This is a genomic window from Burkholderia sp. Bp9099 (genome assembly GCF_003857805.1).
Classification (GTDB): domain Bacteria; phylum Pseudomonadota; class Gammaproteobacteria; order Burkholderiales; family Burkholderiaceae; genus Burkholderia.
Map to the genome: position 1 here is coordinate 16863 of NZ_QTPU01000017.1, position 23640 is coordinate 40502.

Consider the following 23640-nt stretch of genomic DNA (forward strand, 5'->3'; position numbering starts at 1 on the left):
ACACACAGCGGCCGGAGCGCCGCGCGTACTCTGCGTGCATCGCCCCTGACACCCTGCATCATGAAAAAGAAATCCGCCGCCGCGCGCATCGAACCGTACACCCACCCGGCTGCCGGCTGGGGCGCGCTGAAAGCCGTCACGATCAACCTGATCAAGGAAAAGGTCACCGGCGGCAACTACCGCACGCTGCTGCGCCAGAACCAGCCCGACGGCTTCGACTGCCCGGGTTGCGCGTGGCCGGACCGCCAGCACGCATCGACGTTCGAATTCTGCGAAAACGGCGTGAAGGCCGTGGCCGCCGAAGCGACGAGCAAGCGCGTGACGCCCGAGTTCTTCGCCGCGCATACGGTCACCGAGCTGCTCGAACAGTCGGATTTCGAGCTCGAACAACACGGCCGCCTGACCGACCCGATGGTGTACGACGCGCAGACCGACCGCTACGTGCCGATCGCGTGGGACGACGCGTTCGAGCTGATCGCGCGCCACCTGCGCGCGCTGCCGGACCCGAACCAGGCCGCGTTCTACACGTCCGGCCGCGCGAGCAACGAGGCGGCGTTCCTGTACCAGTTGCTGGTGCGGCTGTACGGTACGAACAACTTCCCCGACTGCTCGAACATGTGCCACGAGGCGACGAGCCGCGGGCTGCCGGCGTCGGTCGGCGTCGGCAAGGGCACCGTCACGCTCGACGATTTCGAGCATGCGGACATGCTGCTGATCTTCGGCCAGAACCCGGCGACCAACCATCCGCGGATGATGGGCGAGCTGCGCGAATGCGCGAAGCGCGGCGCGACGATCGTGTCGATCAACCCGCTGAAGGAACGCGGGCTCGAGCGTTTCGCCGATCCGCAAAGCCCGCTCGAGATGCTGACGATGTCGGGCACGAAGATCGCGTCGACCTTCATCCAGCCGACGATCGGCGGCGATTTCGCGCTGATCAAGGGGATGGCGAAGCGCGTGCTGGAGCTCGACGATGCCGCGCGCGCCGCCGGCGCGCCGCGCGTGCTCGACACCGCATTCATCGACGAGCACACGGCCGGCTTCGACGCGTTCGCCGACGATCTGCGCAATGAAAGCTGGTCCGCGCTGACGGCCGAAAGCGGCGTGCCGTACGAGCAGATCGACGGCCTTGCGCAGCGCTACGCGCGCAGCGAGCGCGTGATCGCGACGTGGGGCATGGGCATCACGCAGCACAAGCATTCGGTCGCGACCGTGCAGATGCTGACCAACCTGATGCTGATGCGCGGCAACATCGGCCGCCCCGGCGCGGGCCTGTGCCCGGTGCGCGGCCACTCGAACGTGCAGGGCAACCGCACGGTCGGGATCGAGGAAAAGCCGTCGCAGGCGTTCCTCGACCGGCTCGGCCACGTGTTCGATTTCGAACCGCCGCGTCACCACGGCTACGACGTCGTCGAAACCATCGAAGGGATGCTCGAAGGCCACGTGAAGGTGCTGATCGGCCTCGGCGGCAACTTCGCGATGGCGACGCCCGACACGCCGCGCACGTGGGCAGGCATGCGCCGCTGCGATCTCTCCGTGCACATCACGACGAAGCTGAACCGCAGCCACCTGATCCACGGCCGCGACGCGCTGATCCTGCCGACGCTCGGCCGCACCGAGATCGACCTGCAGGACAACGTCGCGCAGGGCGTGACGGTCGAGGATTCGATGAGCATGGTCCACGTGTCGTACGGGATGAACAAGCCGGCGTCCGCGAACCTGATGTCGGAACCGGCGATCGTCGCGCACATGGGCCACGCGCTGTTCGGCAGCGGCAAGATCGACTGGCTCGCGTACAAGGACGACTACGCGAAGATCCGCGACGCGATCGAGGCGACGCTCGACGGCTTCTACGACTACAACACGCGTATCGCGCGGCCGGGCGGCTTCCACCTGCGCGTCGCGTCGCGCGATCGCGAATGGCTGACGCCGACGGGCAAGGCGAACTTCATCGCGCATGCGCTGCCGACCGACACGCCGATCCAGCGCGCCCGCGCACTGCACGGCGAGCGCCTGATGACGCTGATGACGACGCGCTCGCACGACCAGTACAACACGACCGTCTACGGGCTCGACGACCGCTATCGCGGCGTGTACGGCCAGCGCCGCGTGGTGTTCGCCAACCGCGACGACCTCGCGATGCTCGGCCTGAAGGCCGGCGACCGGGTCGACATGGAAACCGTGTGGCACGACGGCATCGAGCGGCGCGCGGACGGCTTCCTGCTCGTCGAATACGACATCCCGCGCGGCTGCATCGGCGCGTACTACCCGGAAACGAACCCGCTGGTGCCGCTCGACAGCGTCGGCGACGTGTGCAACACGCCGACGTCGAAGTCGGTGCCGGTGCTGCTGCATCGCGCGGCCGCGCCGGCGTCGGCTGCCGCCTGACGGAGCGCCGCGATGATCGTCCGCCCGCGCGAGCACTGGCTGCGGATGCTGCTCGTCTGGAACGGGTCGGTGCTGCCGACCATCCTGCCGCAGTTGGTGCTGACGCTCGCGATCAGCCTCGTCGCGGTGTGGGGCGGCGGCCGCGTGCTCGGCGAGAAGGTGCCGCTGAACCCGACGCCGTTCACGCTGATCGGTCTCACGCTCGCGATCTTCGCGGGGTTTCGCAACAACGCGAGCTACGAACGCTATCGCGAGGGCCGGCAGCTGTGGGGTGGCGTGCTGACCGCCACGCGCACGCTGGTGTCGCAATCGCTCTGCTACGGCGTGGTCGACGGCGACGATGCCTCACGGCAGGCGTTCGTGCGCAAGGTCGTCGCGTTCGTCTATGCGTTGAAGCATCAGCTGCGCGGCACCGATCCGGCGCCGGACCTGCGCACGCTGCTCGACGACGCGACCTATGCACACATCGTCGCCGCCCGGTTTGCGCCGATCGCGATCGTTCATGAACTGCGCGAAGCCTTCGCCGCGCGCGCCGATGCGGGCCGTCTCGCAGATACGCGGCTGTGGATGCTCGACGCGCGCCTCGACGATCTGGTGTCGATGGTGAGCGGCTGCGAGCGCATCGCGTCGACCCCGATCCCGTTCTCGTACGACGTGCTGCTGCACCGGACCATCTACGCGTACTGCGTGCTGCTGCCGTTCGGCCTCGTCGATTCGATCGGCGCGGCGACGCCGTTCGTCACCGTGTTCGTCGCCTATACGCTGATCGCGCTCGACGCGATCGCGCATGCGATCGCGGAGCCGTTCGGCGACGGGCCGAACCACCTCGCGCTCGATGCGATGACGCGCACGATCGAGCGCACGCTGCTCGAACTGAACCGCGAGCCGCTGCCGGCGGAGGTGACGCCCGGCCCGGCGTATCGGCTCACCTGACGGGCCGATACGGCCGACGCGCTGTAATAATCACTTGCAAGCGATACAGCCGGAAACGTCAACAGCCGGGGCCCGCACAGCGTTTTTTCGACAAGCGCGCACGTTTCGTGACGCGCAACGACAGGAGAAAACCTCATGCGAGCCCTTACCCGCCATCTCGCGATCGCCGCCACCCTGATGTCGGTGCTGACCGGCACCGCGTTCGCCGAAACGCCGTGGCAGCAGGCGCATCCGCGCCGCGAGGAGGTCAACCAGCGTCTCGCCAACCAGAATCGCCGGATCCGTCACGAAGTGAAGGAAGGCGAGATGTCGCACGCCCGGGCCGCGCGCCTGCACCGTGACGACCGCAGGATCCGCCGGGAAGAGCGGGACATGGCCGCGCAGGATCGCGGCCACATTACGCAGAGCGAAAAGCACGTGCTGAACCAGCAGGAAAATGCGGTCAGCCACAAGATCGGCCAATAACGCCGGCAAACGTCGATTCGCCATCGCTTGAAACGCCCGCTGCCGCCGCGCGACAGCGGGCGCTTGTTGTTGTATCGAATCGTTTCAGCCGACCGTTCGTGTCAAGTGCCGCGGGTATACTCCGACGTCAGCCGCCGCCCGTATCGACCGTCAAAAACGGCACGATTGCGGCGGTTTCGTCGCGAAGCTTCGCGTTTCGCGTACCCCGCGCCCCAGCCTCGACACGAGACACACGACGATTCCGATCATGAAACGATTCCTGCTGCTCCTTCCCGCCGCCCTGCTCGCCGCCTGCGGTTCCGCGCCCTCGTCCGACTCGGCCGCGTCCGGCCCGGCGCCGATGATCTACGTGTCGTCGGCGCGTCCGGCCCACGCGATCGCCAACTGCCTCGACAGCCGCCTGTCCGGCACCGAGCAATCGCAGCACAACGGCGTGACCGACATCACCGTCGGCTCGCGCTCGTACTTCGTCACGCTCACGCCGTCGGGCAACGGTTCGGTCGTCAAGGTCGTGCGCGGCTCGGGCAGCGAGCCGGCCGAGGAAGCGATGCGCTTCGCGATCGCGCGCTGCGTGATCTGACCGACGCCGGTGCCGGGCACCGCGCCCGGCACGCAAGCCGCTTCCCCCGGGGCGCCGTCAGGCGCGCCCGTCGAATTTTTTCATCCGGGCGGCCGTCGATGAGAGAATCGCACCACGATTCCCTTTCCACGGAGCCCGCATGAAGCACCTGCTGTCCCGGCTGTTCGTCAGCGCCGCGCTCGTCGCGCTTGTTCCGGCGCTGCCGGCGCAGGCCGCGACGCCGCCCGGCATTTTCGTCGTCGCCACCCAGCTCGGCGAATTCACGACCCTCGATCCGAGCGAGATCTACGAGCTCGTGCCGTCCGAGTACGTCGCGAACACCTACGAACGGCTCGTGCGGGTCGACCTGAAGGACCCGACGCGCTTCGACGGGCAGATCGCGCAATCCTGGACGGTCGGCGCCGACGGGCTCACCTATACGTTCAAGCTGCGCCCCGGCCTCGCGTTCCACTCCGGCAACCCGGTCACCGCCGACGACGTCGCATGGTCGCTGCAGCGCACCGTCGTGCTCGACAAGGGCCCGGCCGGCGTGCTCGCCGATCTCGGCCTCACGAAAACGAACGTGATGCAGAAGGTGCGCGCGGTCGACCCGCAGACCTTCGTGCTCGAAACCGACCGCAAGTACGCGCCGAGCTTCGTGCTCAACGTGCTGAGCGCGTGCCCGGCGTCGGTGCTCGACAAGAAGCTGCTGATGTCGCACCAGCAAGGCAACGATTTCGGCAGCGGCTGGCTGAAGACCAACGACGCGGGCTCGGGCCCGTACCAGCTCGCCAAGTGGACGCCGAACGAAAGCATCGTGTTGCAGCGTTTCGACAAGTACCGCGCGCCGTACCCGATGAAACGCGTCGTGCTGCGCCACGTGCCCGAGGCATCCGCGCAGCGGCTGCTGCTGGAAAACGGCGACGTCGACGCCGCGCGCAACCTGAGCCCCGACAGCCTCGCCGCGCTGACCAAGGCCGGCAAGATCAAGGTCGCGTCGTGGCCGGTATCCGCGCTGCTGTACCTGAGCCTGAACACGAAGAACCCGAATCTCGCGAAGCCCGAGGTCCAGCAGGCGATGAAGTGGCTGGTCGACTACGACGGCATCCAGCGCAACATCGTCAGCACGACCTACAAGGTCCACGAGACCTTCCTGCCCGAAGGCTTCCTCGGCACGCTGAATGCGAACCCGTACAAGCTGAACGTCGCGAAGGCGAAGGCGCTGCTCGCGAAGGCCGGCCTGGCGAACGGCTTCGACGTGACGATGGACATGCCGAACGATTATCCGTACCTCGAGATCGCGCAGGCGCTGCAGGCCAACTTCGCGCAGGGCGGCATCCGCGTGAAGCTGATCCCGGGCGATGCGAAGCAGGCGATCGGCAAGTACCGCGCGCGCCAGCACGACATCTTCATCGGCGAATGGTCGCCCGACTACATGGACCCGAATAGCAATGCGCGCGGCTTCGCCTGGAATCCGGACAATTCCGACCAGTCGAAGACGAAGATGCTCGCGTGGCGCAACAGCTGGGACATCCCGCAACTGACGAAGGACACCGAGGCCGCGCTGGTCGAGCCGTCGCCCGCGAAGCGTGCGCAGCGTTACGAGGCGCTGCAGAAGGCCGTGCTCGCGAACTCGCCGTTCATCATCATGTTCGAGAAGGTCGTGCAGGTCGCGACGCGCCCCGGCACGACCGGGCCGGAGATCGGCCCGATCAACGACCTCGTGTCGTACCGGACGCTGGCGAAATAAGGCCGGCTGCCCGCGCGACCGGCGACGCCGGCGTGCGGGTGCATCCGTCATCCAATACGCTTCGCTCGGGGACTACGCAATGCGCTCATTACAAGAACTGCGGCTGGAATTCCTCCAGTACAAGATCGAACCGATCGGCTGGCTCGGCGACAGCCCGTCGCGCTTCGACTTCTATACCCGCACGGCCGCCGGATGCGACAGCATCCTCGAGCTGGGCGTGTTCACCGGACTGACCACGACGGCCTTCATGCTCGCGCAGCCGAAGCGGCTCGTGTCGGTCGACATCACCGATCAGTATTTCCACATCCAGGACGAGCTGAAGCACGCGGCACAGGAACTGGCGATCGACTTCGAATTCAGGATTGCCGATGACCTTGCAATGGAGCCGCTCGCGTGCGACCTGCTGTTCATCGACACCACGCACACGTACGAGCAGACGCTCGCCGAACTGAACCGGTTCGGCCCGCTCGCGCGCAAGAAGATCGTGCTGCACGACATGAACACGTCGGGCGTCTACCAGGCCGTATTCCAGTGGCTGTGGGACAACAAGCAGTTTCACATCACGTATCACGACAGCCGCGGCTGCGGCGCTGTCGTGTGCGAGCGTCACGTCGGATATTGAGCCGCGCACGCGCAACGGGAGGCACCATGCATGCGAACGGACACGCGGTCTGCGTGGCGATCAACGACAACAACCGCGCGTGGTACGAGATGCTCGTGCCGTTCCTGCTGTCGCTGCGGCAGACCGGCTACGACGGGCAGGTGGCCGTCATCGGCTACGGGCTGTCCGAACGCAAGCGGCGCATCCTGGAAAGCCAGTCGGTCGACGTGGTCGAAGCGTCGAGCGCGCATGCGCTGCCGGTCGGCCGCTTCATCGAGGCCGCCGACTATTGCGCGCGCAATCCGCACATCACGAAACTCGCGCTGTACGACGCGGACATCTGGTTCTGCGCGTCCTCGTTCGACCTGTTCTCCCGGATCGCCGACGACCGCCTGTACGCGTGCCCCGACCCGCTGTTCTGCACGTTCGTCGTCACGCCGCTGATCGGCGAGCGGCGCGACGCGCACTGGCGTCTCGTCGTCGACGACGTGCAGGCGCGTCACGGCGGTGCGCTGCAGGCCGGGCTCGTCGCCGGCTCGGCCACGGCGTGGGCGCGCTACGCGGCGCATCTGCGCGACTGCATCGCCCGCATCGGCACCGACTTTCAGGAATGCTTCGGAATCGACACGACGTTCCTGCACCTGTGGGGCGCACGCGGCGAAACCGCGCTGCTCGACCCGGTCCAGAACTTCGTCAGCAAGAACGGCATTCACGAATCGTTCGACCCGAGCAACGGCACCACGACGTTGCGCTATCAGGGCGAACCGATCCGCGCGCTGCACATGACCGGCGACATCCGTTTCTTCGATCGCTGGCGCTACTACGCGAACCACGTCGACGCCGCATTGCGCGACGGCATGCCGTTCGCGCTGTCGGACGGCACGCCGGCACCGTCCGACACGGCCGCCGCCCGCATCGCCGCGGCCGAATACGTGCGTTCGGCCGGGCTGACCGTCAGCTCCGCCGCGATCGAGGGCAGCGCGGGCGCATACCTGCAGGCGCTCGACGAACCGGGCGGCACGATGCTCGTCGGCAGCGGGAACCACGAGATCGTGTTGACCGCGACCCGCGACATCGCGCGGCTGAACGTGTACATCACGCACCCGTCCGGCTCGCCGTCGCCGCTGCGATGCGAGGTGCTGATCGATGGGCAGGCGCAGCACAAGGGCCCTGATCTGATGACCCATTTCTGGTATCGGATCTCGGCCGGCACCGTCATCACGCTGCGCTCGACGAGCCTCGGCGGCCAGCAGTGCAACGCGATCTGGCGGCTGCGCGAGGCGCCGGACATGCAGCAGTAGGCAGTGGACGACGCGTAGGCGGTTCGCCGCCCGACGTCAGGCGCGCGGTGTTTCGGCGAGACGTTCGGCGGCGAACCGCAATCCGCCCAGAATGCGTTCGGCGATCCGCGCCGGAAACCCGGCCGGCAGCGTCGCGCCGACCGACTCGATCACGTGCGGGGTCGCGGCGACCAGCCGTTCGATGATCGGCGTCGCGATATCGCCGAGCAGACAATGCTCGGCCATCGCACTGAAGTGACGGCGTGTGATGTCGCGCATCGCGTAGTGCTTGCGCTTGCCGTGCACGGCCATCGCGAGTTTGGCCTTGTGCCACGACCACTGGTTCGCGCCGTCGCCCTCGACCGGCCAGATCGACATCACGTCGTAGAGCGGCGTCAACCGGAACCGACCGCCCGGCAGCAGGCGCAGGCTGAAGTTCTTCGCATGCCCGTCCGGTGCGGCGAGCATCCAGAACACGATCAGCGCGGCAAACAGCGTGTCGAGGTCGTCCTTCGCCGTTTCCGACCGGCGCAGGATGGCGGCCAGATCCGGCACGCCGGGGCCGCCCTGCGATTCGTATTTCAGATGCGGCGGCACGCCGAGCGCCTGGCAGAAATCCTCCTGCGGCAAGCGCAACAGCCATCCACCTTCACGATGCAGCGCACGATCGAAACGCGCGACCGACAGCACCTTGTGCTCGCCGAAACGCACGATTTCGGCATCGGCCGTCGGCAGGCCGTACGCGCGCAGGATCGCGAGACACAACCACTCGTTTTCGACGGAAACGGTGAGATCCGCACGCTTGTTGCCGACCAGACCGAGCGGCAACTTCAGAATATGCGTGGTCGGCGTCGCGCCGTGCGGGCGCAGCCATCGCCCTTCGTGAAACAGCAGCGCGGTCTTTTCCTGCGCGCCGGCGAGCGACAGGCGGAAGGCGTCGTCGTCCTGCGCGCCACCTGCCACCCCGCTCGCCTGATCGAGCACGCGCGCCACCTCGTCGTCCGACAACGGCGTACCGTCGATGCGGTCATGGCCGGCCGGTACTTCGTCCTCGCCGAGCAGTTGCACCGCGCCGACGCAGTCGCGGCCGAGCGCGGCGAGCAGATCGAACGGCTCGATCGTCGCCGTGCCGAACCGGGATGCCAGCCGGCGACGAATGGCGTCGCTGTCCGGCAGCAGATTGTCGAAGTAGTGGTTCACACGCTCGCCGCGCAACGGCGTATCGCCGACGCCGAACGGCAGCGACAGCGACAACGGGCGGCCCGCGGCGGACTGCTTCCAGCCGGCGTCGTACCGCAACTCCATGTCGCCGCGCGCCGGAATCCGCCATGTCCCGACCCGCTGGCCGTTGGCCCAGATCGACAGCGCGCGGGTGTGCGAGTTGCGCCCCATCGCTTACCAGTCGATGTCGGCAGCGTCGCGCCCGTCCTTTGTGCGGACGCTGAGCTCGAGACCGTACAGCGCGGTCAGTTCGAGCAGTTGGCTGAGCGACAGGCTGGCGGTGCGCGTGGTCTCGAGCGACGACAGGCGCGACTGGCCGACGCCGATGCGCGCCGCCGCCTCGGCTTGCGTCAGCCCCTTGGCCTGACGCGCGGACGACAGGATTTCGCCCAGTTGCGCGGGCGTATTGACGATGAAATCCACGGCTCGGGTCCAGTAGGCAATAAATGCAGTATATCTCTGACAGACATAAACGTAAATTATTGCTGACAGACATAAGCGCAAAACATCTCTGTCAGAAATAATCTGCGTGATTACGCATCGCGACATTGCCGTCGGGGACGCGTACCCGACCCTATCACCCTCCGCCAAACCATAGTTTTTATCCGCTGGCGCGAATGATTTTGGTTTTGTTAGATGGATGACACCGAATCGTCCGATGACAAACATCTAACAGACCGATGACCTGCGCGTTCGCCCATACCGTCGAATCCCGCTTTGCCGAGCTGACGCCGACCGCGAAGCGCATCGCGAGCTACATGCTCGCGAATCTCGACCGTCTCGGGCTCGAAACCGCCGACCAGATCGCTCAGCAGGCCGGCACCAGCGGCATCTCGGTCGGGCGCTTCCTGCGCAGCATCGGCTACCGGAACCTCGACGATCTGAAACGCGAACTGCGCGGCGGCAGCGATCGCCCGTGGATGATCACCGATCGCCTCGACGAATATCGCCGCGCCGCCGGCACACACGTGAGCGACGGCGACGGCACCCGCAGCGACGGCACGCTGGCATCGTCGCTCGATCGCGAACTCGACGCGATCCGCCACGTCTACCGGCTCGCGGAAGAACCCGTGTTCGCGCAGGTCGCGGACCGGATCGCGCATGCCGACGCCGTGTTCATCCTCGGCATCCAGTCGACCCGCGGCATCAGCAATGCGTTCAGCAGCTATCTCGAATACCTGCGCCCGCGCGTGTTCTATTCCGACGGCCAGTCGGGCTCGTACGTCGATTCGCTGAACTCCGAATTCGAGCGGCCGTACTGCATCGTCACCGATACGCGTGCCTATTCGCGCAGCGCGCGCCGCTATTGCCAGGCGGCCGCCGAGCGCGGCCAGCCGTTCGCGCTGGTCACCGATCTCTATTGCCCATGGGCGCGTGAATGGCCGGCCGACCTGCTGCAGGTGAAGACCGACGTCGGCCAGTTCTGGGATTCGCTCGCGCCGCTCACCTGCCTGTTCAACCTGCTGATCACCGCCGTGGTCGACCGCCTCGGCCCCGCGATCGACCGGCGCGTCGCGCGCAACCGCGAACTGCAGCGCACGTTCGACCAATTCGAATCCTGAGCGCCCCGACCGCCGATGAACCCTCCCCGCCTCGTCGAAATCACACCCGCCACGCATCGCGTCGAGATCGATCTCGTCTACGCGACCGAGCGCAACCTGACCGGCAAGGCGATCTACCGCCGCGCGCATTGCCTGCTGCTCGAGCCCGCCGAAGCCGCGCTGCGCCGCGCGGTCGACGTCGCCGCGCAGGCCGGCTTCACGCTGCGCGTCTACGATGCGTACCGGCCGCCGCAGGCGCAGCAGGTGCTGTGGGATTTCCTGCCCGACCCGAACTTCGTCGCCGATCTCGGCCGCGGCTCGAACCACAGCCGCGGCACCGCGCTCGACCTGACACTCGTCGACGCGAACGGCGAGGCGGTCGACATGGGCACCGGATTCGACGAGATGGTGGCCGCGTCGGGCCACTTCCACGCGGGGCTGCCCGAAGCCGTGCAACGCAACCGGCTGCTGCTGCTCGGCGTGATGCACGCGGCCGGCTTCGCGCATATCGACAGCGAGTGGTGGCACTACGAGCTGCCCGGTTCGCATGCGTTGCCGCAGATCGACAACGCCGCGAGCGGCCCGTGGCGCCTGATGTAACGACACTGCACGTTCCCTTCACCGTTCACGTTCAACGACTTCAACGACACATGGAGAAACGCACATGAAGCCCCTGACCTCCCGGCTCGTCGCGGCGCTGGCCGCCGCGTCCGTGCTCGCCGCCGTTCCGCTTGCCGCCGCACGCGCGGAAACGCCGAAGGACATGTTCGTGATGGCCACGCTGCTCGACGAATTCACGACACTCGATCCCGGCGAGATCTACGAGCTGGTGCCGGAGGAATACGTCGCGAACACGTACGACCGGCTCGTGCGCGTCGACCTGCGCGATCCGTCGAAATTCAACGGCGACGTCGCGCAGTCGTGGACGGTGAGCCCCGACGGGCTGACCTATACGTTCAAGCTGCGCCCGGGCCTCAAGTTCCACTCGGGCAACCCGCTGACGGCCGACGACGTCGCCTGGTCGATCCAGCGCGCGGTGCTGCTCGACAAGGGTCCGGCCGCCGTGCTGACCGGCATCGGCCTCACGAAGGCGAACGTCGTCGCGAACGTGAAGAAACTCGACGACCAGACGGTGTCGATCACGACCGACCACAAATACGCGCCGACCTTCGTGCTGAACGTGCTCGGCTCGTGGCCCGCGTCGGTGCTCGACAGGAAGCTGCTGCTGTCGCACCAGCAGGGCGACGACTTCGGCAACGCATGGCTGAAGACCAACGAGGCCGGCTCCGGCGCGTACAAGCTGGTCAAGTGGGCGGCCGGCGACAGCATCGTGCTGCAGCGCTTCGACGGCTACCGGCTGCCGCTCGCGATGAAGCGCATCGTGCTGCGCCACGTGCCCGAAGCGGCGAGCCAGCGCCTGCTGCTGGAAAACGGCGACGTCGACGCGGCGCGCGACCTGAGCCCCGACGATCTCGCGTCGGTCGTGAAATCCCGCAAGGCGAAGGTGATGGCCTCGCCGCAGGCGACGCTGCTCTATCTCGGCCTGAACACGAAGAACCCGACGCTCGCGAAGCCCGACGTGCAGGAAGCGCTGAAGTGGCTGATCGATTATTCCGGCATCCAGACCAACGTCGTGAAGACGACTTACAAGGTGCACCAGACCTTCCTGCCCGAAGGCTTCCTCGGCACGCTGAAGGCGAACCCGTACAAGCTCGACGTCGCGAAGGCGAAGGCGCTGCTTGCGAAGGCCGGCGTGCCGAACGGCTTCTCGGTGACGATGGACGTGCGCAACGACTATCCGTATACGGAGATCGCGCAGGCCGTGCAGGCGAACTTCGCGCAGGCGGGCGTCAAGGTGCAGCTGATTCCCGGCGACAACAAGCAGACGCTCGCGAAATACCGTGCGCGCCAGCACGACATCTATATCGGCGAGTGGTCGGCCGACTACATCGACCCGCACAGCAATGCGCAGGGTTTCGCATGGAACCCCGACAACTCCGACAAGTCGAGCTATAAAATGCTGGCCTGGCGCAACAGCTGGGACATTCCGCAACTGACGAAGGAGACCGACGCCGCGCTCGCCGAGCCGACCGCCGCGCAACGCGCGCAACGGTATCAGGCGATGCAGAAGGACCTGCTCGCGCGCTCGCCGTTCGTGATCATGTTCGAGAAAGTCGCGCAGGTCGCGACGCGGCCCGGCGTGAGCGGGCTCGAAGTCGGACCGATCAACGATCTCGTGTCGTACCGTAACCTGAAGAAGCAATAAGATTCGCCGCATGTCGACTCCCGCCTCCTCCCTCGAAGCACTGCGCACGCTGCCCGCGCGCCGCCCGGCCGTACGCTGGGCGCTGCGCGTGCTGCGCTGGGCGCTCACGCTCGCCGTCACGTTCGCGGGGCTGCTCGCGCTGACGTTCGTGATCGGCCGCAAGGTGCCGATCGATCCCGTGCTCGCGATCCTCGGCGATCGCGCGTCGGCCGAGGCGTACGCGGCCGAGCGCATCGCGCTGGGCCTCGACAAGCCGCTCGTCACGCAGTTCATGATCTACGCGCGCGACGTGCTGCACGGCGATCTCGGCATGTCGCTGCTGACGTCGAACCCGGTGCTCGACGACATCAGGCGCGTGTTCCCCGCCACGCTCGAACTCGCGACGATCGCGACGCTGATCGGCATCGCGATCGGCGTGCCGCTCGGCGTCGCGGCCGCGGTGAAGCACAACCGGCCGATCGACCACGTCGCGCGCTTCGTCGGCCTGATCGGCAATTCGGTGCCGGTGTTCTGGCTCGGGCTGATGGGGCTGCTGCTGTTCTATGCGCGGCTGCACTGGGTCGGCGGCCCCGGCCGGCTCGATCCCGTGTACGACGGGATGGTCGACCCGCGCACGGGCAGCCTGCTGATCGACGCGGCGCTCGCGGGCGAGTGGGACGTGTTCCGCAATGCGGTGTCGCACATCGCGCTGCCGGCCGCGATCCTCGGCTACTACTCGGTCGCGTACCTGAGCCGGATGACGCGCTCGTTCATGCTCGACCAGCTGAGCCAGGAATACATCGTCACCGCGCGCGCGAAAGGCTTGTCCGAGCGCCGCGTGATCTGGCGGCACGCGTTCGGGAACATCGCGGTGCCGCTCCTGACCGTGATCGCGCTCACGTACAGCAACCTGCTCGAAGGCTCGGTGCTGACCGAGATCGTGTTCGCGTGGCCGGGGCTCGGCTCGTACCTGACGGGTGCGCTGCTAAACGCCGACATGAACGCAGTGCTCGGCGCGACGCTCGTGATCGGCGCGATGTTCATCACCGTCAACCTGCTGACCGACGCGCTGTACCGCGTGTTCGATCCGCGTGCGCGCTGAGGGCTGCCGCGACATGACTGCTGCCGCCCTGCTTCCTTTCCCGTCCATGCCGAAGGTGTCCCGACCATGAATGCCGAGCGTCTCACGCTGCGCGCGTGGCTGCTTTCCGATGCGCCCGCGTCGCGCGCGCAGGCCGCGTTCGGCCTCGCGTATCGCCGCTGGCGCCGCTTCGCCGCCAATCCGCTCAACCTGTTCGGGCTCGCGATCCTGGTCGCGCTGATCGTCGTCGCGATCGTCGGCCCGCTGATCATGCCGCACGATCCGCTGCGCCAGGTGCTGTCCGACCGCCTGCTGCCGCCCGGCTCGCCGTCGCACTGGCTCGGCACCGACCAGCTCGGCCGCGACATCCTCTCGCGGCTGATCGACGGCTCGCGCCTCACGCTCGGCATCGCGCTGCTCGTGGTCGTGATCGTCGTGCCGATCGGCCTCGCGATCGGCACGACGGCCGGCTATTGCGGCGGTTTCGTCGACAGCGTGCTGATGCGCATTACCGACATCGCCCTCGCGTTCCCGAAGATCGTGCTCGCGCTCGCGTTCGCGGCCGCGCTCGGGCCCGGCGTGATCAACGCGGTCGTCGCGATCTCGATCACCGCGTGGCCCGCCTATGCGCGGCTCGCGCGCGCGGAGACGATCCGCATCGCGCAGGCCGACTACATCCACGCGGCGCGCCTGCAGGGCGCATCGGGCCCGCGGATCCTGCTGCGCTACATCGTGCCGCTGTGCATGTCGTCGGTGATCGTGCGCGCGACGCTCGACATGGCCGGCATCATCCTGACCGTCGCCGGCCTCGGCTTCCTCGGCCTCGGCGCGCAGCCGCCGAGCCCCGAATGGGGCTTCATGGTCGCGTCCGGCCGCAACGTGCTGCTCGACGCGTGGTGGGTCGCGACGCTGCCCGGCGCGGCGATCCTGCTCGTCAGCCTCGCGTTCAACCTGCTCGGCGACGGGCTGCGCGACGTCTTCGATCCGCGTCATGGAGCGTGACATGTCACTGAATTCCGTCAACGCCGCCGCGCCGCTCTGCGAGATCGACGGCCTGAAGATCGGGTTTCGCGGACACGACGGCGTCGTGTCCGACGCGGTGCGCGACCTGTCGCTGACGCTCGCGCCCGGCGAACGGCTCGGCATCGTCGGCGAATCGGGCTCCGGCAAATCGCTGACGGGCCGCGCGCTGCTCGGCCTGCTGCCCGAAGCCGCGCGCTGGTCGGCCCGCACGATGCGCTTCGCGGGCCACGATCTGCTCGCGATGTCGGCGAGCGAACGCCGGCGCCTGTGCGGCAGCCAGATGGGGATGATCCTGCAGGATCCGAAGTATTCGCTGAACCCGGTGATGACCGTCGCGAAGCAGATGGGCGAAGCATTCCGGCTGCATGAGCCGGGGCTGCGCGGCCGCGCGCTGCGCGAACGGATCGTCGATGCGCTCGCGGCCGTGCAGATCCGCGATCCGGCGCGCGTCGCCGATGCGTATCCGCACGAGCTGTCGGGCGGCATGGGCCAGCGCGTGATGATCGCGATGATGGTGTCGACCGGCCCGCGCCTGTTGATTGCCGACGAACCGACCTCCGCGCTCGACGTCGCGGTATCGATGCAGGTGCTCGCGGTGCTCGACGCGATGATCGCGCGGCACGGCACGGGGCTGATGTTCATCAGCCACGATCTGCCGCTCGTGATGTCGTTCTGCGATCGCGTCGCGGTGATGTATGCGGGCCGCGTCGTCGAAACCTGCGCCGCGCGCGACCTGCGCAACGCCACGCATCCCTACACACGCGGGCTGCTCGCGGCGAACCCGCCGCTCGCGAACCCGCCCGACGAACTGCCGGTGCTGCGGCGCGATCCGGCATGGCTCGATACCGTTTCGCCTGCAAGCGCCGCGACGGCACAACAGGAGTCCGCACGATGATCGACGTCGATCACGCCTCGATCCGTTTTCCGACCCGCACGGGCCATGTCGACGCCGTGCGCGATGCGAGCTTCGCGGTGCGCGACGGCGAAGTGTTCGGGCTCGTCGGCGAATCGGGCTCCGGCAAGTCGACGCTGCTGCGTGCGCTGACCGGCCTCGTGCCGCTCGCGGGCGGCAGCCTGTCGATCGACGGCCGGCCCGTCGGCGGCACGCCCGACCGCGCATTCCGCCGCCACGTGCAGATGGTGTTCCAGGATCCGTACGCGTCGCTGCATCCGCGCTTCACGGTCGACCAGACGCTGCGCGAGCCGCTGTCGATCCACGGGATCGACGACGCCGACGCGCGCATCGCCCGCGCGCTGTCCGAAGTCGGGCTCGGCCCGGCGTTCCGCTTCCGCTATCCGCACCAGCTGTCGGGCGGCCAGCGCCAGCGTGTCGCGATCGCGCGCGCGCTGATCGTCGAGCCGCGCGTGCTGCTGCTCGACGAGCCGACCTCCGCGCTCGACGTGTCCGTGCAGGCGGAGATCCTGAACCTGCTGCGCCGCCTGCATCGCGAACGCAACCTGACGATGATCCTCGTCAGCCACAACCTCGCGGTGATCGGCTTCCTGTGCCAGCGCGTCGCGGTGATGCAGCATGGCGAGATCGTCGAACAGCTGCGGATCGAGGACGTGCGCGCCGGGCAGGTGGCACGCGACTACACGCGCACGCTGCTGCGCGCGACAGAAGGGTACCGCCGGCTCGATCCGGTCGCCTGACATGTGCGCGACGCGCGGGCGTGCGATACTCGGCACCCCGTGCGTCGGTGCGCCAGTGCGCCGACGCGCCACCGAATGGAACCCTCGCGCGCCGCGCGGGTCCATGTCCTTTCGTCAACAGCTCAACAGCTATAGGGAGGCGTTCATGCTGCAATTCATCGAAACCCTGGTGGTCGGGCTCATCGTCGGCCTCCTCGCCCGTGCGCTCAAGCCCGGCGACGACAAGATGGGTATCCTGATGACCATCGTGCTCGGCATCGTCGGCTCGCTCGTCGCGGGCTACATCGGCCGCGCTGCCGGCTGGTATGCGCCGGGCCAGGGCGCGGGCTGGATCGCGTCGATCATCGGCGCGATCGTGCTGCTCGTGATCGTCGGCGCGGTGCGCAAGCGCGCGGGCTGACCGCCGCATCGCCCGCGTCGGTGCACAACGGCCGCTCGTTCACACGAGCGGCCGTTTTTCTTTTTGCACACCTCAATTCGCGCCCCCCTCGAATCGTTGAATCCTCAACGATTTACCGGCAAACGCCGCATCCATTGACGCCCCTTCCGCAAGCTTATGCCACCGGCAATACCCTGACTTGCGGCCGCACAAATTTGAGATAAATTGATTGAAGGAATACGGCGTCATTTGCTTATTGCCGTTATTTCCGTCTTTTCATTCAAGAGGTCCGATGGATTTGCCGTTTACGCATACAGCACCGCAGCGTTGACGGACTGCCATTCGAGCGGCCCCGCTGCGACGCGCTTCCTCTCTGGAGCCTGTCATGAAGCATCGCCTGTTTGCCGCCTCGTTTGCCCTGGCTGCCGCGCTTCTGGCCTCGTCCTCGTCATTTGCCGCCGGCACGTCCGGCATCATCCACTTCACCGGCATGATCGTCGAGCCGCCGTGCTCGTTCGCGCTCGACACCGCCGACACCGCGCATGCCCACGTGCGCGCCGACTGCCCGCGTCCGGCGACCGGACAGGTCGCGTTCGTCGACGCGGCCAGCCTGCGCACGATCAAGACCACGACCTTTACGCAGGCGTCGCGCGCAATCGTTTTACCGGACCGTCCGGCCAACGCGCATGCGCCGATGATCGCCGTCGTCACCTATCAGTAAGCAACACGCGCCTCGGGCGTCGCGTCGCGCGTCAGTCGCGATGGCTGGCGATCCAGTCGCTGAACGCGCGAATCTTCTGCTGGCCGCCGATGCTCTCGGGATAGACGAAGAAATAGCGGGCACCGGTCTCGAGCACGATGTCGAACGGCCGTTCGAGCCGGCGCGCGCTGACGTCGTCGTCGACGAGCGTCACGTCGCCGATCGCAACGCCGAAGCCCTGCATCGCCGCGTTCGTCGCGAGATCGAGCGTGTCGAAAGTCGGGCCGCGCTCCGCGTCGACGGCACGCTCGCCCGCGTAATCGAGCCACGCGCGCCAGTCGCGATGGTCGCGCGTCGGATGCAGCAGCGTATGGCGCGCGAGATCACCAACCGCATCGAGCGGCGTCGCGTGCCGCAGCTCGGGTGCGCACACCGGCGTCAGCCGCTCGTCGAACAGCGGCAGCGCGAACACGCCCGCGCCCGGCGACGTGCCATAGACGACCGCCGCATCGAACGGCTCGGCCGAGAAATCGACGACGTGCTGCCACGCGGTCGTGATCTGCACGTGGAGATCGGGATGCTCGCCCTGGAAGCGCATGATGCGTGGCAGCATCCAGCGCATCACGCAGGTCGGCACCTTCAGCGCGAGATCGGTGCGCTGCCGCGTGAGCTTCATCGAGATGTCCTCGATCCGCGCGAAGCTCTCGTTGACGACCGGCAGCAATTGCTCGCCCTCCGCCGTCAGCGTGAGGCCCTTAGCGTGCCGCTTGAACAACGGAAAGCCGTAGTGCGCTTCGAGTGTCAGGATCTGCCGGCTCACCGCGCCCTGCGTGAGGCACAGCTGCTCGGCCGCGCGCGTGAAGCTGCGGTGGCGAGCCACGGTCGAGAAGATCTGCAGCGCGTGCAGGGGCGGAAGTCGGCGCATGACGAAGCGGGTAAGGCGGGTAAACGGACCGCGGATCGCGGATCGCGGATCGACCGCGCCGAACGACGGCGCGGCAGGACCGCGCGTCGACATCGGCGCGCGCTGATCGACACGATAAGCCAAACGCGGGCTTTACGCGAGGTGCGCCGGGCGCTCAGGTCGTAGGAACTAGCGCGCCCGCCGCGATGCGTGACGCCGACGCGACGACGTCCGCGCGTGCCGCCGCGCTCAGGCGGTGGGAACGAGCGCACCCGCCACGATGCGCGCCGCCGACGCGACGACGTCCGCGCGTGCCGCCGCGTCGGCACGCGGCTGCGTGAACGACACGGCCAGCACGATCGGCGCGCGCGACGGCGGCCACAGCACCGCGACGTCGGTCGTCGTGCCGTAGCCGCCGGTGCCGGTTTTGCCGGCACTGCGCCAGCCGGGCGGCACGCCGGCCGCGATTCCGGTCGCGCCGCCGGTCATCCATTCGGTGAGCTGCGCACGCTGCGGCTCGCGCAGCGTGTCGCCGAGCAGCAGCCGCTGCAGCATGTCGACCATCGCGACCGGCGTCGACGTATCGCGCTCGTCGCCGGGCGCGGCCTGGTTCAGTTCGGGTTCCCAGCGGTCGAGCCGGAACGCGGTGTCGCCGCTTTCATGCGCGAACGACGTGACGGCCTGCGGGCCGCCGAGCACGCCCATCAACAGGTTCCCCGCGCCCTTGTCGCCCGACTGCAGCAGCGCGGTGCAGAGCTGCGCGATCGTCATCCCCGTATCCACATGGCTTTCCGTCACCGGCGACCCGGCCACGACCTCGTAGCGGCGGTACAGGATGCGGCGCGGCAGCAGCGATGCGTCGAGCGAACCGCGCGCGAGTATCGCGGCGGCGGCGACGACCGCATAGGTGCCGCACAGCGGGAAGCGCTCGCGCGCGTGATGCGCGATGCGCGTGCCGTTCGACGTATCGAGTGCGGCAACGCCGAGCCGGCCGTTCGACGCTTTTTCGAGCGCGGCGAGTTCGGCCTGGGCGACGTGGGCGCGCCCCTGGTCGGCGACGGGTGCCGACGAGCAGGCGGCGACGAACGGCGCGGCGACGGCGGCGAGCAACAGCGAGCGGCGTGTCGGAGAGTGTTCCATGGATGAAGGCTGTTCGGTCGGAAACGGTGGCACGGAGCAACGCACGCGCGCATCGGCGATGCGCGCGTGTTCACGCCGACGGCCGGCTCGCGACGGCATTCGCCGCGCATCCCCGAAGACGTCCGTCGGCCCCGCATGCGGCGGGACTCACATGAACAGACCCTAGCGTAGCAGCGCGCGCCGCTCGCGTCAGCCTTGCGACGAAGGCAGGTACGGCATCGGATTGACGGGCTTGCCGTCACGCCGCACCTCGAACAGCAGCGCGACACGCGAGTTGTCGAGGTCGCCCATCTCGGCGATCTCGTCACCCTGGCGCACGATGTCGCCGGTCTTCACGAGCAGCTTGCGGTTGTGCGCATAGGCCGTGAGGAAATCGGCGTTGTGCTGGACGATGATCAAGGTGCCGTAATCGTTCAGGCCGGTGCCCGCGTACATCACGCGGCCGTCGGCGGCCGCACGAACCGGGTCGCCCGGCCGGCCGGCGATCTGGATGCCGCGGTTCTGCCCCGGCTTGAATGCGTCGACGATCTTGCCCTGCGCGGGCCATCTGAGCGCCACCGCGCCCGCATGGCGCCGGGTCTCCTTCACGACCTGCCGGTCGCTCGCCGTCGATGCGCTCGCCTGCGCGGCGCCCGCCGCATTGCTCGCGGCGGCCGGTGCGGCCGCCTGCGCGCTGGCCGACGCGCCCGGCGCCTGCAGCGGCTGCTGCCGGACGATGCGCAGCACCTGCCCCATGCGCAGCCTGCCGCGCCCGTCGAGCTTGTTCCAGGTCCGCAGGTCGGCGACGCTGCAGTCGTTGGCGGACGCGATGCCCGACAGCGTGTCGCCGCGTTTCACCACGTACTTCTGCGCGACGAGAATGGGCGCCGGCGGCGCCGCCGGCGCGGCGGCGGGCTGGCCCGACGTCGAGCCCGCCAGCGTATCGCTCGGCGGGACGGACGGCGTACTGGCGCAACCGGCCATGACGAGCACCGCGGCCAGGCCGGACAGCCACGCCGACTTGCGGCAAATCTCGCGCTGTTTCATGGACGATCGACTCCGGTTTGACAATCTTTCAAGCATCTCAAAAACGGAACGGCCGACGTGTAACCGGATGCAAACAATGATGACAAACGATCACGAACCGGGTGCCGGCAAACACTTGTTACCGGGAATACGGTCGGATTCGGAAAAACTTGACGGTATTGGACGGGTGATTCGGAAGAAATTTCGCGATGCGCCGATTATTTCGAACGGCTTTCATTGCGCGCGTGAGCGCGCCGGCGAGCCAGTGCGGCCCGCGCCGTCCGCCCGCTCAACGCAGCCAGTCGACCAGCTCCGCGCAGGCCCACGCGATGCCGATGCAGAGGAACAGCACGTGCAGCGCGATCTTGAACGACACGCCCCACGACGAATCGACCCGCATGACAGTCTCCCCCGGTTGATATGCCGCCATGATCCGGCATCGATCCCGCCCCGAAAATGCGGAACCGGCGAACGGGGCCTCAGGCCCAGCCTGAGACCGGTGCGGCGGTTCCTGCTAACTTATCGGCCATACCCATCCTTACGCGCCCCCACCGATCATGCGCTTCGACCTGACCGACCTGCGGCTCTTCCTGAACATCTGCGAGGCCGGCACGATCACGGGCGGCGCCGAGCGCACCCACATCACGCTGCAGGCCGCCAGCGAGCGGATCCGCGGGATGGAGGACGAGCTCGGCGTGCCGCTGCTGCACCGGACCAAGTCGGGCGCGCAGGTAACCGACGCCGGCCGCGCGCTCGAGCACCACGCGCGCACGGTGCTGCAGCAGATCGACCACATGCGCGGCGAGCTGCAGCAATACGGCCAGGGGCTGCGCGGGCATATCCGGCTGCTGTGCAACACGGCGTCGCTGAGCGAATACCTGCCCGACGCGCTCGCCGCGTATCTGCCGCTTCATCCGAAACTGTCGATCAGCGTCGAGGAGCGCTCGAGCCAGGAAATCGTGCATGCGATCCGCAACAGGACGGCCGAGGTCGGCATCGTCGCCGATTCGGTCGGACTCGGCGGGCTCGAACAGAAGCCGTTCAGAGAGGACTGGCTGATCGCGGTCGTGCCGGCCGGTCATCCGCTCGCCGCGCGCGACAAGGTCGCGTTCGACGAGATCGCCGACGCGGACTTCATCGGGCTGACCGACGGCAGCGCGCTGCAGGTCCATCTGGCGGACCAGGCGCGTGCGCTCGGCAAGCGTATCCGCTACCGTGTGCAACTGAAGAGTTTCGATGCGATCTGCCGCGTGATCGCAAGCGGCGTGGGGATCGGCATCGTGTCGCGCCATGCGGCCGAACGCGCGATGCAGACGATGGACGTGCGGCTCGTCGAGCTGTCCGATGCGTGGAGCCACCGCAAGCTGACGCTCTGCGCGCGCTCGTTCGATGCGTTGCCGAAATACACGCAGGCGTTCGTGTCGTATCTGTCGGGCGACATGCCGCCACGCTGAACGTCGCGCGCGCGTGGCGATACCCGAGGAGACATCGCAGCCATGACCGGACCCGAACTCGCGATGCACTATCGCGCCTACATCGACTGCCTGAACCGGCAGGACTGGCCGGCGCTCGGCCGGTACGTCGCCGACAACGTGATCCACAACCACCGGCCGCTCGGCCTGGCCGGCTATCGCGCGATGCTGGAGCAGGATTTCCGCGACATTCCGGATCTCCATTTCGAGGTCCGGCTGCTCGTGTGCGAACCGCCGCGCATCGCATGCCGGCTGCGCTTCGCCTGTGCGCCGAAAGGGACCTTCATGGGGCTCGCCGTCGACGGCACGCGCGTCACGTTCGCCGAAAACGTCTTCTACGAATTTCACGACGGAAGGATCCGGCAGGTCTGGTCTGTGATCGACAAGGCCGCGATCGAAGCGCAGCTGTGACGCTGCCGGCCGTCACGGCTTACCGCAGCCCCGACACGGCCATATAGGCGCCGAGCGCGATCATCCCGACGAAGAAGCAGCGCTTGAACGCCTTCTCGCTCATCACGCGTCGCGCGTACTGCCCGCCGATCATCCCCGCGAGCGCCGGCACGAGTGCCAGCGCCGATACGCCGAGATCGACCGTCTGCAGCGCGCCCGTCACGCGCAACTGCAGGCCGAGCGTGATCGTCGACGCGGTAAACGACAACCCGAGCGCCTGGATCAGGTCGTCCTTCGACAGGCGCAGCGCCTGCAGGTACGGCACGGCCGGCACGACGAACACGCCGGTCGCGGCCGTCACGACGCCCGTCAGGTAGCCAACCGCGGCCGACAGCCACTTTTCGTGACGGCCCGGCGCGGGCAGCCGCGCGGCGGCGAGGCCCCAGCCGCCGTATGCGACCAGCACGATGCCGAGTGCCGCACGGGTCCACGCGCTGCCGGCCGCGAGCGCGGGCAGCCCGCCCGTCAGCGTGCCGAGCGTCAGCCCGGCGAGCAGCGGCCACAAACGCCGCAGCAATGGCCCGAACGACGGGCCGAGCCACAACTGCCACACGTTGGTGATGAACGACGGCACGAGCAGCAGGCTCGCGGCGGCTGACGGCGACATCGCGAGCGTCAGCAGCCCCATCGCGATCGTCGGCAGCCCGAGGCCGATCATGCCCTTGACCGCGCCGGCGAGCAGAAAGACCAGCACGATGATCGTCAGCGTATGCGTTTGCATGGCGGGGGTTCGGTCCGGTTGAATACGGCGCCGATGGTGAACCACCGTCACGCCGTCGGCCATCTGGCTTTGCCTGAGGCTGGCTCGGGCCCGCCCGGCGGGGCCTGTCACCCCGCTACCCCGCCACCCATC

The 23640-nt window shown here is 67.8% G+C and carries 24 protein-coding genes; 18 read left to right on the forward strand and 6 right to left on the reverse strand.

The features are described 5' to 3' along the window. Positions 1-60: 60 nt before the first annotated feature. The 7 genes from DIE17_RS20595 to DIE17_RS20625 all read left to right on the forward strand — a co-directional run bounded on the left by DIE17_RS20595 (position 61) and on the right by DIE17_RS20625 (position 7994). Positions 61-2385 carry an FdhF/YdeP family oxidoreductase gene (locus DIE17_RS20595; protein WP_124921242.1) on the forward strand — a complete coding sequence of 775 codons (2325 nt, stop codon included), beginning with the start codon at positions 61-63 and terminating at the stop codon, positions 2383-2385. Between the two features lie 12 nt (positions 2386-2397). Further along, entirely contained in the window at positions 2398-3318 is a 921-nt protein-coding gene (locus DIE17_RS20600; RefSeq protein WP_124921243.1) for a bestrophin family protein, read from the forward strand. Positions 3319-3453: 135 nt separating this feature from the next. Then, positions 3454-3783, forward strand: coding sequence for a hypothetical protein (locus DIE17_RS20605; RefSeq protein WP_044843255.1), 330 nt, complete (start codon positions 3454-3456; stop codon positions 3781-3783). Between the two features lie 247 nt (positions 3784-4030). After that, positions 4031-4363, forward strand: coding sequence for a hypothetical protein (locus DIE17_RS20610; RefSeq protein ID WP_059533926.1), 333 nt, complete (start codon positions 4031-4033; stop codon positions 4361-4363). A gap of 139 nt (positions 4364-4502) precedes the next feature. Further along, a complete protein-coding gene (locus DIE17_RS20615) occupies positions 4503-6092 on the forward strand; it encodes an ABC transporter substrate-binding protein (protein ID WP_124921244.1) in 1590 nt (529 codons plus the stop codon). A gap of 79 nt (positions 6093-6171) precedes the next feature. Then, positions 6172-6714, forward strand: a complete 543-nt coding sequence (locus DIE17_RS20620; RefSeq protein WP_124921245.1) for a class I SAM-dependent methyltransferase — start codon at positions 6172-6174, stop codon at positions 6712-6714. A gap of 26 nt (positions 6715-6740) precedes the next feature. Then, positions 6741-7994, forward strand: a complete 1254-nt coding sequence (locus tag DIE17_RS20625; protein WP_124921246.1) for a hypothetical protein — start codon at positions 6741-6743, stop codon at positions 7992-7994. Positions 7995-8030: 36 nt separating this feature from the next. Here DIE17_RS20625 and DIE17_RS20630 read toward each other — a convergent pair whose 3' ends face one another. Next, on the reverse strand, positions 8031-9365 hold the full coding sequence (locus tag DIE17_RS20630; protein ID WP_124921247.1) for a type II toxin-antitoxin system HipA family toxin: 1335 nt from the start codon (positions 9363-9365) through the stop codon (positions 8031-8033). A gap of 3 nt (positions 9366-9368) precedes the next feature. Continuing rightward, positions 9369-9617: a helix-turn-helix transcriptional regulator gene (locus tag DIE17_RS20635; RefSeq protein WP_044843249.1), complete on the reverse strand. Its 249-nt coding sequence runs from the start codon at positions 9615-9617 to the stop codon at positions 9369-9371. Between the two features lie 257 nt (positions 9618-9874). Between DIE17_RS20635 and sapR the strand changes: the two genes are divergently transcribed. From sapR to DIE17_RS20680, 9 genes are all read left to right on the forward strand, one after another. Next, a complete protein-coding gene (sapR, locus tag DIE17_RS20640; protein WP_044843248.1) occupies positions 9875-10756 on the forward strand; it encodes a sap1 transcriptional regulator SapR in 882 nt (293 codons plus the stop codon). Between the two features lie 15 nt (positions 10757-10771). Then, the gene (ddpX, locus tag DIE17_RS20645; RefSeq protein ID WP_124489615.1) at positions 10772-11335 is read left to right on the forward strand and encodes a D-alanyl-D-alanine dipeptidase; all 564 of its coding nucleotides are present in this window, start codon (positions 10772-10774) and stop codon (positions 11333-11335) included. Positions 11336-11399: 64 nt separating this feature from the next. Further along, complete coding sequence (locus DIE17_RS20650) at positions 11400-13001, forward strand: ABC transporter substrate-binding protein (RefSeq protein ID WP_124921248.1); 1602 nt, start codon at positions 11400-11402, stop codon at positions 12999-13001. Positions 13002-13011: 10 nt separating this feature from the next. Continuing rightward, positions 13012-14082, forward strand: a complete 1071-nt coding sequence (locus DIE17_RS20655) for an ABC transporter permease (RefSeq protein ID WP_124921249.1) — start codon at positions 13012-13014, stop codon at positions 14080-14082. Positions 14083-14148: 66 nt separating this feature from the next. Beyond that, the gene (gene nikC / locus DIE17_RS20660) at positions 14149-15063 is read left to right on the forward strand and encodes a nickel transporter permease (protein ID WP_124492228.1); all 915 of its coding nucleotides are present in this window, start codon (positions 14149-14151) and stop codon (positions 15061-15063) included. Position 15064: 1 nt separating this feature from the next. Further along, positions 15065-15979: an ABC transporter ATP-binding protein gene (locus tag DIE17_RS20665; protein ID WP_124921250.1), complete on the forward strand. Its 915-nt coding sequence runs from the start codon at positions 15065-15067 to the stop codon at positions 15977-15979. Next, complete coding sequence (locus tag DIE17_RS20670) at positions 15976-16737, forward strand: ABC transporter ATP-binding protein (protein ID WP_124520696.1); 762 nt, start codon at positions 15976-15978, stop codon at positions 16735-16737. Before DIE17_RS20665 ends, DIE17_RS20670 begins: the two co-directional genes overlap by 4 nt. A gap of 145 nt (positions 16738-16882) precedes the next feature. After that, positions 16883-17137, forward strand: a complete 255-nt coding sequence (locus DIE17_RS20675; protein WP_124488210.1) for a GlsB/YeaQ/YmgE family stress response membrane protein — start codon at positions 16883-16885, stop codon at positions 17135-17137. A 364-nt stretch (positions 17138-17501) separates the two neighbouring features. Then, the gene (locus DIE17_RS20680) at positions 17502-17837 is read left to right on the forward strand and encodes a type 1 fimbrial protein (RefSeq protein ID WP_124921251.1); all 336 of its coding nucleotides are present in this window, start codon (positions 17502-17504) and stop codon (positions 17835-17837) included. Between the two features lie 31 nt (positions 17838-17868). Here DIE17_RS20680 and DIE17_RS20685 read toward each other — a convergent pair whose 3' ends face one another. The 3 genes from DIE17_RS20685 to DIE17_RS20695 form a co-directional block, all read right to left on the reverse strand. Beyond that, entirely contained in the window at positions 17869-18741 is an 873-nt protein-coding gene (locus DIE17_RS20685) for a LysR substrate-binding domain-containing protein (protein ID WP_124921252.1), read from the reverse strand. Between the two features lie 228 nt (positions 18742-18969). Beyond that, positions 18970-19860, reverse strand: a complete 891-nt coding sequence (bla, locus tag DIE17_RS20690) for a class A beta-lactamase (RefSeq protein WP_124921253.1) — start codon at positions 19858-19860, stop codon at positions 18970-18972. 189 nt (positions 19861-20049) lie between these two features. Then, positions 20050-20886 (reverse strand): peptidoglycan DD-metalloendopeptidase family protein, encoded by an 837-nt coding sequence (locus DIE17_RS20695; RefSeq protein WP_124488123.1) that lies wholly within the window; start codon positions 20884-20886, stop codon positions 20050-20052. A gap of 536 nt (positions 20887-21422) precedes the next feature. Between DIE17_RS20695 and DIE17_RS20700 the strand changes: the two genes are divergently transcribed. Further along, complete coding sequence (locus DIE17_RS20700) at positions 21423-22319, forward strand: LysR family transcriptional regulator (protein WP_124488124.1); 897 nt, start codon at positions 21423-21425, stop codon at positions 22317-22319. Between the two features lie 42 nt (positions 22320-22361). Further along, entirely contained in the window at positions 22362-22748 is a 387-nt protein-coding gene (locus DIE17_RS20705; protein ID WP_124921254.1) for an ester cyclase, read from the forward strand. 19 nt (positions 22749-22767) lie between these two features. Here DIE17_RS20705 and DIE17_RS20710 read toward each other — a convergent pair whose 3' ends face one another. Further along, positions 22768-23508, reverse strand: coding sequence for a sulfite exporter TauE/SafE family protein (locus DIE17_RS20710; RefSeq protein WP_124488125.1), 741 nt, complete (start codon positions 23506-23508; stop codon positions 22768-22770). Positions 23509-23640 lie beyond the last annotated feature (132 nt).